Here is an 11,693-nt window from a genome sequence, read left to right as displayed (position 1 = left end):
TTTATCCCCTCCTCTCTACATCATTATTTGAATTCTTCATAGATATCTTTTCCAACATTACAGCTATATCATATGTTTCTTTATTTTCTTTGAGAAGTTTTTTATTTAAAAATGCGAATTTGGTCATATTCATTTTCTCTCTATTTTCTCCGTCTATTTTTTCAAAATAAAATTGTAACAGATGTCGAACTCCTGAGGTTAAATCTTCAGTAAAAAAAACAGGAAAGTGATTTGGGGTATATTTTGGTATCGGATTCTTCTTATCCCAAACCGCTGCAATGGCTCCATTTGCGATTGCATCTAATAGTTCCCCTGAATCATTGGTTAATGGTATAAATAAACCTCTCGGCTGGTCACTGCCTGCGTTGTCCGTCACCATAAAATATAAATGGTCTGCCTCTCTTACACCCTTAAAATCTGGGAATATCGTTACCAAGTCATTAAATGCTAAATACATTTCTATCTCTCCTCGATAGCTTCCCGAGCAACGACTCGGTCATCAAAATCATAAACCTCACTGCCGATTATCTGGTATGTTTCGTGACCTTTACCTGCAATTAAGATGACATCACCTTCACTAGCCTGGCTAATTGCTCTAACTATTGCCGCTTTCCTATCCGGAATGGAAATGTAGCTTTTCCCTATGACACCATTTTCCATATCTTTTAATATTGCTAATGGATCTTCACTTCTTGGGTTATCAGAGGTAAAAATAGGATCTGTACTATACCGACAGGCGATTTCAGCCATCAATGGCCTTTTTGTTTTATCCCGGTCGCCGCCGCATCCCACGATTACAAAAACCCTCTTTTTCGCAAAGCTTTGTATTGTTTTTAATACATTTTCTAAACTATCTGGTGTATGTGCATAATCAACAATTACGGTATATTCTTGACCTGCATTTACAAGCTCCAATCTCCCGTCAACCCCTTTAACACTCTCAATAGACTCGATAATTTTATCCAACGGAATATTTGACACAAAGGCAGCTGCGATACTAGCTAAGACATTATAAACACTAAATTTCCCGATTAATTGTATATTGATTGGATAACTCTTCTCTTTTATTACTATTTCAAAAGTAGTCCCGGCAGAAGTCATCTTAATATTTCTTGCGTGGAAATCTGCATTATGATCAATTCCATATGTAACAACATGCGCTGCTGTTGATTTACGGTACAATTCTGAAGCAGAGTCATCTGCATTTAAGATTGCATATTTGGGTTTATCAGGGCTAAAAGTGTTTCCAAGTTGAGAAAACAATAAACTCTTAGCGTGCTTATAATCCTCCATTGTTTTATGGTAATCTAAATGATCTTGGCTGAGGTTTGTAAATACTGCTACATCATAGTCACACCCATGAACCCTGCCCATATGTAAGGCATGCGAGGAAACCTCCATTATTGCTGTATCAACACCAGCCTCCAGCATTTGATGGAAACGTTTTTGAAGGACCAGACTTTCTGGAGTTGTATTCTTCGTTTCAATTTTCTGTTCACCAATTTTTGTATACATCGTTCCGATTAAACCTGTACTCCGGTTTACATCAGATAATATCTTTTCAATTAAATGGCTGGTAGTTGTCTTCCCATTGGTCCCTGTTATTCCGATTAGATGCATTTTTTTTGTTGGCTGTTGATAAAATGCATCAGCGAGCACCGCCATTGCCCGAGTTGTATCACTAACGATGATAACGGGTACTGAGAGTGGAAGTTCCTTCTCAGAAAGCACTGCAAGAGCTCCGTTATGCACTGCAGACTCCGCAAAGTCATGCCCATCGACGGTATATCCTTTAATACAGATAAATAAACTTCCCTCTTGCACCAGACGATTGTCGTTTTCAATTGACGTAATTTCAGGATTATCTCCTTGATAAGGAACGACGAGGTGCAAATGATGAAGTAAATCATGTAGTTTCATAATCTCAAATCCTCTCTTACCTTTTCACAAAAGCAGCGATTATTTATTAAAATATATATTACTTAAAAAGATTCACCTTATTTTACAGCAAAACAATGTAGAATGCTATTTATCCTTTTGTTTTTCAAAAAAACAGGCGGCGGAATTCATTCCGGCCGCCTAGCTTTAAGAAATCAATTCATTATTTATTCCTCTTTACCAAAATAAAGTCTTATGGTAGAACCTTCTTTTAGCTTTGTCCCAGGTTCAGGAGATTGTCTTACGACGATATCACCTTCACCGCTTGCGTCTATCTTTAGATTTAAAAGCTGTTCTGTAATCTCCAATTTTGTTAAACCTGTTAAGTCAGGGAGTGTAATCGGAGGAGTATCTGGCCATCTTAATTCTTTTTCAATTTGGTCTTTTCTCGGTTTAACACCCATGGCCATTAGACCATCCTTCATTATACTCCCTACGATAGGAGCACTTATGGTACCCCCGAAAACGAGTCCCCCTTTTGGATTATCGACTGCTACATAAACCACGATTTCAGGGTCATCTGCAGGGGCAAAGCCCATAAAAGAAACAATAAAGTTATTTTCCAAATATCTTCCGTTTTGTGCTTTTTGGGCTGTTCCAGTTTTTCCGCCAATTCGATAGGAGTCAACAAAAGCCCTAAAACCTGTTCCTTGTGCCACAACACTCTCTAGAGCATGCCGAATTTCCTTCGATGTTGCTTCAGAGATTACTCTTCGTTTCTCCACAGGAGTATTTCTCATGACCACTTCTTTTGTAACTGGATCAATTAACTCTTCCGCAATATATGGCTTATATAGAATTCCGCCATTTACAGCTGCAGCAACAGCGGCAACCTGTTGAATTGGTGTTACAGAAACCCCTTGACCAAAAGCGGTTGTTGCTAATTCAACCGGACCTACACGGTCCAAATTAAATAATATCCCAGAACCTTCACCAGCTAAATCAATCCCCGTCTTTTGCCCAAAACCAAAATCCTTTATATATTTAAACAATGTATCTTTCCCTAATCTTTGTCCCAGTTCCACAAACCCCGGGTTGCATGAATTTTGAACTACCTCTAAAAATGTCTGGCTTCCATGTCCGCCTCGTTTCCAGCATTTCAGTCTTGCACCTGCAACTTCCACTGAACCTGGGTCATGAAAGTGTTCTTTTTCTAAATTCACTTTTCCTTCCTCAAGAGCAGCAGCAAGAGTGATAATTTTAAAAGTCGAACCCGGCTCATAGCTGGACCACACCGGAAGATTTCGGTTGTATACCTCTTGCGGGACATTTCTGAAATTTGCCGGATCAAAGGTAGGCCGGCTTGACATACCTAATATTTTCCCATTATTCGGGTTCATTGCAATTGCAATAATTCCATCCGGGTTATATGTTGCTTCTGCTATATCAAGCTCTCGTTCAATGATAGTTTGAATTTTGGTATCAATGGTTAGCTTTAGATCAAGACCATCCACGGGATGTTCGTAATCATCAGCCATGTCATTCATTCTTTCTCCCTTAGCATTAGCATAAAACTTTACTGAGCCTCTTTCACCGCTTAGCTCTTTGTCATAATAAAGCTCTAATCCCATTAACCCCTGGTTATCGACCCCAGCGAAACCTAAAACATGAGAAAGATAACTTCCAAATGGGTAATGCCTTTTAGAATCTTCACCTATATAAACACCTTCAAGTCCTAATGCCCTGATTTCCTTAGCTTTTTCATGAGAAATCTTTCTTCCTTCTTTTATTCTTACAATGGATTCGCCCTGGGTAATTTGGCGATATGCATTCTCTTTTGGGATATTTAACACTGCGGCCAGCTTCTGGGAAGTTGCAGCAGGGTCTTTAACCTGTCTCGGAACAACATATACAGTTGGAGCACTTACATTTGTTGCCAGCGGAACACCATTACGGTCTATGATTTCACCGCGTTCAGGTTCAAAAGGAATATTTCTGCTCCAAGAACCTTTTGCTTGTCCAGTCAACATATCACCTAAAACAAACTGTACATAACCAAGTCTGACATCAATAATTAGAAAGATAAGAATTCCAGCGAATAATGCAATCATTAACCTTTTACGGACAGTTACATTTGAAACACGCATAAAATGAACGAGCCTCCTTTATCCTACTCGTTCATTTATATGCTTGTACTTATTTAGTTAGAACGATTACTGCAACCGTTTCTAGAACCGATAATTATTAATCCAACGGGAGATTTTCTGTCATCTCTTCAGGCAGTTCACTGTTTTCGTCAGCTTCCTTGTTTTCTTCTTCTAACTTCATGATTTCTTCTGGAGTTTTTAAATCTACGATCAAAAAATCTCCTTTTCGTAAAAGCGCACCATCTTTAAGGTTTTGTTTTACCACATAACCGCTGCCAGTTGAATTTAGTTTGACTCCTGTTATTTTTGCAACCTTCATCACGTCCCTAAGTGACCATCCTGTAAAATCCGGTGCAGTCGACTCTCCAGCAGTCTGAAGAATGATTTTCTCTCCTTCGAGCACATTTGTACCAGCAGCCGGCATCTGTTTCGTTACTTTTGTTCCCTTTCCTAATACAACCACTTGAAGTTTCTTTTCCTCGAGACTTTTTACTGTCTCAGTTAGTGTTTGACCTTCGAAATCCCCTAGTTTTGTCGTAGCAGCCTTTTCTTGCTGTGAAGGCTGAATATTTAAATACTGCAAGCTGTTTTTCATAACAGGATTAAAAACCATTGAGACTGGGAGCGAGCCCATGGAATAGTGGTCAATGTCCGGTTGTTGAACGGCTACATAGACAATTAATTTTGGATTATCGACAGGGGCCATACCTAAAAAAGAAAAAATATAATCTTCTTGTCCATCTAAATATCCGCCCTTTGGATCTGGAATACTTGCAGTCCCTGTTTTCCCTGCTACTCTATAACCATCTATCTGATATCGATTCCCGGTACCGGTTTTTTCATTTGTTACTACCGTTTCTAAAATATCAAGAACTTCCTTCGCAGTATCAGCAGAAATTGGTGAATCTACAACCTCAGGGACAGTATCACGAATTATCTTTCCTGAATCATGATCGACAATTTTGTCGACCACGTGAGGCTTCATCATTTTCCCTTTATTCGCAATCGCTGTCGCCGCCTGTATCTGCTGAATCGGCGTAATCGCTGTCCCTTGTCCATATGCAGTCGTAGCCTTTTCAATCGGCCAAGTGTATTGAACTTTTCCAGACGTTTCATTTGGAAGGTCGATGCCTGTTGGCTGATCCAATCCAAATTTTGTTAAGTACTCCCGGAATTTTTCAAAGCCTAATTTTTCATTTGCCAATTTTGCAAATGCAACATTCGAAGAACGCTGAACTCCCTCAAGATAACTAATAGTACCCCATCCGGATCTATTATGATCATGTATCGGCTTATCCTTTGAAGTTACTCGATAGGAACCGGACTGGAATAATTCATTAGGATCAAATTTCTTTTCTTCAATAGCCGCTGCAAGGGTGAAGATTTTCATTGTAGATCCAGGCTCAAAGGAAGTTTCAATCGCTTCGTTATGCCAGCTATTATCAATCCCTTCCTTTGTTTTAGGATGAAAGGAAGGTCTTTGTCCCATTGCTAAGATTTCACCTGTTTTTGGATCAGCTACAATAGCAATGATTTTTTTGGGGTTATATTCCTCTGCTACTTTGTTCATAGCATCTTCTAAAAATGTTTGAATCTTCTTGTCTATTGTTAAGTAGACATCATTTCCGTTCTCTGCAGGGGTAACTTTTTGTTCTCCATTCGGAAGTAAATAACCCCATAAATCACTTTCGTAATTTATTTTTCCATCCTTGCCGGTCAACTCTTTGTTTAATGTCTTTTCTATTCCCATTTTCCCAACATAGTTATAGGTTCCATCTTCCTCATCAATCCTATCAGCATAACCAACTAGGTGAGAGGCAAAGATTCCATTCGGGTAAAACCTTTTTGAATCTCGTTTAAATGTAATCCCAGGCAGTTTTAGGGCTTCAATTTCCTTTTTTGTCTGGTGAGATATATCTCTTCCCGCTTTCCCAAATTCAACCTGGAACTGATCTTTCGTTAAAATACTATAAATCTTAGATTCTTCCAAATCGATAAATTTGGCTAGTTCCCTTGCTGTTTTTTCCGGGTCGGTAACATGATTCGGCTTCTTGGGATTCGTCGTCATCTTTTTATCTAAAATGGCAATCAAAGTATAAGAAGTTGTATCCTCAGCAATCACTTCTCCTTTTTGATCATAGATCACGCCCCTTGTTGCGTCCAAGCTCCCTGTTCTGCTGTATTTTTGCTGAGCCTTTGCTGCAAGCGGCTGAGAACCAACCTCACCAGTGAATTGAATGGAAAAATACCTAATAAGCAATATAAAAAAGAGCAGGCCGAATATGACAAACAATCCAGCTGCTCCGAAATTCATATATGGCTGTTTCTTGTTCATTTCTCGTGCACAACCTTGACGTTATTTTCGTTTAAAACAAGCCCCATTTGTTTTGCTTTTTCCCAAATCCGCTCATACGTACTAAGTTCGCTTACTTGTACCTGCAGGTCATTATTTACCTTTTGCATTTCATTAATAGAAGTTTGGACCTCTTGAATATCCTTATTTACCTGGTAAATTTCTGCTTGATTCGAGATGAGGTTGACTGCACCAAAACAAACCAACCCTGTAAATACGACTCCGATTATTTTCTCCCCAGGTGTGAGCCAGTGCTTTTTTGTTTTTACAATCGTACGTTCATGTACAGTCCGTTCTACTTGCTGTTGTTGCTGAAATTTCCTGGCAAGATTACTCATTCTTTCCCCTCCACATAATTTTTTATAATTTCTCTGCTATTCTAAGTTTTGCAGATCGGGCACGATTATTATGTTCTAATTCTTCTTCAGTCGGAACAATAGGCTTTCTATTTATTAACTTTAAAATCGGCTTAAATTCCTCTGGAATCACAGGTAAACCATGAGGTAACTCTGGTAACTCACTTGCCTTTTTAAAAGCCGCCTTACAAATCCGATCCTCTAAAGAATGGAAGGTAATAACACTAATCCTTCCTTCTGGATTAAGGATGTCGATTGCTTTTTGCAGAGACTTTTCAAAAACAGCTAATTCATCGTTGACAGCGATTCTGACTGCTTGAAAAATTCTCTTAGCAGGATGTCCGCCCTTCCTTCTTGCAGGAGCAGGAATCCCTTCCTTAATTAGTTCAACTAACTCAAAAGTGGTTTCAATCGGCTTAATCTCTCTTCTTGCCTCAATTTTCCGAGCAATCTGCTTAGAGAACTTCTCTTCCCCATAACGGAAAAAGATTCTGACCAAATCCTCATAAGACCAGTGATTAATAACATCATACGCTGAAATATGTGCTTCATTATCCATTCTCATGTCCAATGGTGCATCATGATGATAACTGAAGCCCCGCTCAGGAGTATCTAATTGAGGAGAGGATACACCAAGGTCATATAAGACCCCGTCAACTTTTTCGATTCCAAGCTTTTCAAGTTCTTCCTTGAGATATAGGAAATTGCTTTTAATTATTGTAAGTTGCCCGCCATAGAGTGACAATTTCTCTTTTGCATTTGCAATAGCTATTTCGTCTTGATCGAAGGCAAACAATTTTCCATTGTCGGTAAGTTTTGAGAGTATCAGGGAACTGTGGCCGGCCCCGCCTAAAGTACAATCAACATATATACCGTCTGGCTTAATATTTAAGCCGTTAACAGCTTCATCTAGTAACACAGTTGTATGTTCAAACATCATTATCACCTTTTCCAATCGAACGATAAAAACATGAGTTATAATAGAATAACTTGTCCATTATATATCAAAACCAATCATATTTTCTGCAATTTCAGCAAAAGAATCTTCAGACTGTGAGAAATAGTCCTCCCAAATCTGTTTGCTCCATATTTCGATTCGATTGGAAACCCCTAAAACTACACATTCTTTTTCTAATTTTGCATACTGAAGTAATGGTGTTGGAATATTTATTCTTCCTTGTTTATCTAGCTCGCTTTCCGTCGCACCAGAAAAGAAGAATCGGGTAAATGCACGGGCATCTTTTTTTGTCAGTGGCAGGCCTTTAAGTTTTTCTTCAATTAGCGCCCACTCTGATAATGGGTAACCAAATAGACATTGATCCAATCCGCGGGTGATGATAAACATCTCGCCAAGTTCTTCGCGAAATTTGGATGGCACGATCATACGGCCTTTATTATCAATGCTATGATGGTATTCACCCATGAACATCCCGGTACCCCCACTTTCTATATAAAATGTACCACATTCCCCCACTTTCCTCCACTTATTTTTTAATAATTCTTGGTTACTCGCTTAAATCCTTTTTTATCCAGAATTTTTTTTATGAAAAGGCTGTGTTAACCGGACCTGTTGATTTACGCTCCAGGCACTTCGCTTTCCGCAGGCGTTGCGGGGAGCCTCCTCGGCGCTAAAGCGCCTGTGGGGTCTCCCCTGCTCCGTACTCCTGCAGGAGTATTCGTGCCTTCCGCGCAAATCAACAGGGTGCAATATCAAAATTTTGCTTTTACACAGCCAAAAAAAAAAGAAACTTCACCGTGAGTGAAGTTTCTTATAGTTTAATTACTTTATGACTGCCATCAAATTCGTATTCAAGTTCCATTAGTTCTTTAATAAAATTAGTTCCATACTGATTTAAATAATAGAATAAATTCCACACTCGCTCTTGGGGGAAACCATCTGGACGCAACGCTAAATCAATACGGTTAAACTTATTTAGAATAACATCAAACTTTGAATTTACAGATTGTTCCAGTTTCGTTTCCATGAAACCGATTTGCTTTAATAAATAGCTTTCATTTTTCTTTATTAATGGAAGCAGGCTTTTGTCAAGCTCATTTGTTTTCGCTTCTATCAGCTCATACTGCTTAACTAACTGTGATTTTAGTGAAGTGAATAACTCAGAAACTTCTCTATCCTTTATTGAGTCAAGGTATTGATTTCTTTCTTCACTGCTTCCCCTTTTCAAGACCTGTGTTAGGTCTAAATTCAACTCATTTAAATCACTTTCAATCGCTCTTTCTAACAAGGTAATATTAAGTCTTGGCACGATAGGCGGCATTTTAATATTAAAATGCTCAAAGACAAGCTTCAATTCTGCCCAGTATGAAATTTCACCCGGTCCAGCAATAAAGGCCAATGTTGGGAATAGCCACTCTTGCATTAAAGGTCGTGTCACCACATTATTACTTAGTTTACCTGGTTCTTGACTGGCGATTTCCATTAATTCCTCTTTTGTAAAGGTTACTGCCCCACTTTTACCCACAAAACGATTAGATTCTAAATCAAACTCAAGTAGTATTCGCTCGTTGGATTTGGGATGACAATAAAAAATATTCGCAGCTCTCTCACTCGAATCAATGGTTATAGGAAACCCATTTTTGCCTATAACACTTTGTTGTTCGAGCAAATAATTTGTTACTTCCCTATGTTTTTCAATTTGCTTTGTGAAGTTTTCCTTTTGCAAGAGACGGAAATTGCGATCCCCTGAATCCACGATTAATAAGCCATAATCTTTAAAAATTTCCATAACGATGTTGGCAAAAAAATCAACTAATGTAGTGGATTTCAATAAGGATTCTTCAGCAAATTGAAGTAACTGTTTGGTATGGTTTGTCTCACCGAAATTTTCAATAAGATTATTTATCCATTTCATGCAAATTTCTTTATTCAGGTTAATATCAGAAACCATCTTCTTTTGTTTAACCTTTTCTGGGTAAGACCATTTGTCTACTTTCTTTTCAACTGGTATAAACACATGATTAACTTCATGAAAATCATGGTCTTCTCCCGCTATCCAAAATACAGGTACAACAGGTATTCCATGCTGCCTCTCTTTTTCCTCAGCCAATTTTATAATTGAGATGATTTTATGTATAGAATAAAGAGGTCCGGTAAGTATTCCTGCTTGTTGACCGCCAATGACCACAGCACTATTTGATTGTTTTAGTTTAGCAAGCGAGTTATTTACTGCCTCAGATGATGGAAAACGCTCCATAAATTTCTCAATGTGATCAGCTACATTTTCACGTGGAAAGCTTCGATTACTTAATTCATCCAATCTTTTCTGATCTTCACCGAAGTCATTAAACCGATAATGGAAAAAAGACAGAATATCAGGAGATTGCTCTAGATAATTAGAAGCAAAGCGGTTCGTTGCTGATAATGAGAGATTTAAAATCTCCATTTAAGTACTTCCTTTCTAATCAACCATATTCATTCCATATGAGTATAACATCATCTTTCCCAATAAAAAAAATCTTTGCTTAGGAAAATGTAAAAGTTACTGCACTCCGCAATACACCGAATAAAGTTAAGGTGAGATAAGCTAGAAAGAAGATTAGAAAATTAAATCTCCAAAAACCTTTAAACACCTTTGTAAATATAATTTCACCCTTTATTCTCCAATGTATTACTACAAAAACCATTGCAATCAAAATTACTAATAATAAGATTACCCAGAAGAATGATTTTCCCCAAATGGTAATAAATAAAAAATGAACAGCCAAGATAAATAATATATTCGAGTAGTCCAAAGCCTTATGAAAAGACTTCCGAGCGTTTTTCGTTATTAGCTTATTTATTACAAAAATGATGATAAACCCCAGTAGAGGGGCTGTTAAAAAAATAGAGATGATGGATGAAATAAATGAATTCAATTAACTCCCTCCCTTGACTGTTCTTTACCTTTTAATAAATAATAGTAGTTCTCTATATTTATTGCTGGCTTTTGCTGTTTCGCTGCTTCATCTAACAAAAAGCCAAGAATCGCGTCAACTTCAGTCCTTCTTCCCGCCTCAAAATCCTTTAGCATTGAGGACTGATTTTCCCCTGTTTTCTTACAAATTCTAATTATATTTCTAAACTTCCTAATAGGATCTTCTAAATTTAATATAGTAGAGATTTCAAGAAATAGTTTTTTTACGGCAGAAAAATAGAAGGTGTTTGCAATTAATTCTCCATTATTGACCTGAAGTATAGCTGTTAAAGGATTAATTACAGCATTGGCAATTAATTTAGCCACCATCATTTGGTAATAATCGTCTTTTATTGTAATAGGGAAATCTATAGAAGTGCATTTTTCGGCAAGTTTTATTAGTAATTCTAATTCACCTTTATATAGTGCAGCATTGACAGCGCCTTCACCATTGTGACGTACTGTATATGAATTCACCTTACTTGCTCCGTGCTCCACGGACCCCACAAGAATAGTATCGGCGTTAAGGTGTTCAAGTATAGTTAAATGTCTCATTCCGTTTTGTAAAAACAATAGATTTTTAGGACAGCTATCGGTATTTGCTAGATGTTCCACAATAGATTGAAGTTGATATTGTTTTACTGCAATGATCGTTAATTCTTCCGCACCCGTCCACATTGAAATTGGAATCGCCTTAAGACTGACTCTCAATTCTTTTCCTTCCTTTTGAAGGATTATGCCCTTTTGATTGATTATTTCTGCTTGTTCGCTTGTTCTTGTATAAAGTGTTACAGTAAAAGCTTTAGACAAGTAGGAAGCGAATAATAATCCTATTGAACCAGCACCAACAATCCCAATATTATTCATGATATCCACCCATTTTTATCTACTTTATTAACATTTTAGCAGATACTAGTTTGTAAGTCTGTCCTAAAAATGAAAAATCCCATTTCACTTATTAGTTAAAACGGGACTTTTAGATTATAATATTGCTATACTTTAGGAAACGCTTTCTTTCAATCATTTATTTAAAGAATTTTTTGTG

10 protein-coding genes are annotated in these 11,693 nt (G+C 37.6%); all 10 read right to left on the bottom strand.

From position 1 onward, the window contains the following. Position 1: 1 nt before the first annotated feature. The 10 genes from SFC47_RS02320 to SFC47_RS02275 all read right to left on the bottom strand — a co-directional run bounded on the left by SFC47_RS02320 (position 2) and on the right by SFC47_RS02275 (position 11,515). Positions 2-457: a hypothetical protein gene (locus tag SFC47_RS02320; protein WP_411252652.1), complete on the bottom strand. Its 456-nt coding sequence runs from the start codon at positions 455-457 to the stop codon at positions 2-4. Between the two features lie 2 nt (positions 458-459). After that, positions 460-1,920, bottom strand: a complete 1,461-nt coding sequence (locus SFC47_RS02315; RefSeq protein WP_411252651.1) for a UDP-N-acetylmuramoyl-L-alanyl-D-glutamate--2,6-diaminopimelate ligase — start codon at positions 1,918-1,920, stop codon at positions 460-462. Between the two features lie 185 nt (positions 1,921-2,105). Further along, positions 2,106-4,025: a stage V sporulation protein D gene (locus SFC47_RS02310; RefSeq protein ID WP_411252650.1), complete on the bottom strand. Its 1,920-nt coding sequence runs from the start codon at positions 4,023-4,025 to the stop codon at positions 2,106-2,108. Between the two features lie 97 nt (positions 4,026-4,122). Then, entirely contained in the window at positions 4,123-6,360 is a 2,238-nt protein-coding gene (locus SFC47_RS02305; RefSeq protein WP_411252649.1) for a penicillin-binding protein, read from the bottom strand. After that, positions 6,357-6,716, bottom strand: a complete 360-nt coding sequence (ftsL, locus tag SFC47_RS02300; protein WP_411252648.1) for a cell division protein FtsL — start codon at positions 6,714-6,716, stop codon at positions 6,357-6,359. The genes SFC47_RS02305 and ftsL overlap by 4 nt, the downstream gene beginning before the upstream one ends. A 22-nt stretch (positions 6,717-6,738) precedes the next feature. Continuing rightward, positions 6,739-7,671, bottom strand: coding sequence for a 16S rRNA (cytosine(1402)-N(4))-methyltransferase RsmH (gene rsmH, locus SFC47_RS02295; protein WP_411253602.1), 933 nt, complete (start codon positions 7,669-7,671; stop codon positions 6,739-6,741). Between the two features lie 60 nt (positions 7,672-7,731). Further along, positions 7,732-8,163, bottom strand: a complete 432-nt coding sequence (mraZ, locus tag SFC47_RS02290; RefSeq protein WP_411252647.1) for a division/cell wall cluster transcriptional repressor MraZ — start codon at positions 8,161-8,163, stop codon at positions 7,732-7,734. A gap of 340 nt (positions 8,164-8,503) precedes the next feature. After that, the gene (gene bshC / locus SFC47_RS02285) at positions 8,504-10,138 is read right to left on the bottom strand and encodes a bacillithiol biosynthesis cysteine-adding enzyme BshC (protein ID WP_411252646.1); all 1,635 of its coding nucleotides are present in this window, start codon (positions 10,136-10,138) and stop codon (positions 8,504-8,506) included. Between the two features lie 79 nt (positions 10,139-10,217). After that, positions 10,218-10,610, bottom strand: a complete 393-nt coding sequence (locus SFC47_RS02280) for a DUF3397 domain-containing protein (protein ID WP_411252645.1) — start codon at positions 10,608-10,610, stop codon at positions 10,218-10,220. Further along, positions 10,607-11,515, bottom strand: a complete 909-nt coding sequence (locus SFC47_RS02275; RefSeq protein WP_411252644.1) for a 2-dehydropantoate 2-reductase — start codon at positions 11,513-11,515, stop codon at positions 10,607-10,609. Before SFC47_RS02275 ends, SFC47_RS02280 begins: the two co-directional genes overlap by 4 nt. Positions 11,516-11,693 lie beyond the last annotated feature (178 nt).

The sequence above is a fragment of the Neobacillus niacini genome (assembly GCF_046591715.1).
In the GTDB taxonomy this organism is placed as follows: Bacteria; Bacillota; Bacilli; order Bacillales; family Cytobacillaceae; genus Neobacillus; species Neobacillus niacini_L.
The sequence above is the reverse complement of the archived record's forward strand: the minus strand, read 5'-3'. Positions and strand labels throughout refer to the sequence as shown.

Excerpts from the sequence above, each read along its gene's own strand:
- SFC47_RS02320 (WP_411252652.1), bottom strand. The coding sequence starts at position 457 with ATGTATTTAGCATTTAATGACTTGGTAACGATATTCCCAGATTTTAAG.
- SFC47_RS02315 (WP_411252651.1), bottom strand. The coding sequence starts at position 1,920 with ATGAAACTACATGATTTACTTCATCATTTGCACCTCGTCGTTCCTTAT.
- SFC47_RS02310 (WP_411252650.1), bottom strand. The coding sequence starts at position 4,025 with ATGCGTGTTTCAAATGTAACTGTCCGTAAAAGGTTAATGATTGCATTA.
- SFC47_RS02305 (WP_411252649.1), bottom strand. The coding sequence starts at position 6,360 with ATGAACAAGAAACAGCCATATATGAATTTCGGAGCAGCTGGATTGTTT.
- ftsL (WP_411252648.1), bottom strand. The coding sequence starts at position 6,716 with ATGAGTAATCTTGCCAGGAAATTTCAGCAACAACAGCAAGTAGAACGG.
- rsmH (WP_411253602.1), bottom strand. The coding sequence starts at position 7,671 with ATGTTTGAACATACAACTGTGTTACTAGATGAAGCTGTTAACGGCTTA.
- mraZ (WP_411252647.1), bottom strand. The coding sequence starts at position 8,163 with ATGTTCATGGGTGAATACCATCATAGCATTGATAATAAAGGCCGTATG.
- bshC (WP_411252646.1), bottom strand. The coding sequence starts at position 10,138 with ATGGAGATTTTAAATCTCTCATTATCAGCAACGAACCGCTTTGCTTCT.
- SFC47_RS02275 (WP_411252644.1), bottom strand. The coding sequence starts at position 11,515 with ATGAATAATATTGGGATTGTTGGTGCTGGTTCAATAGGATTATTATTC.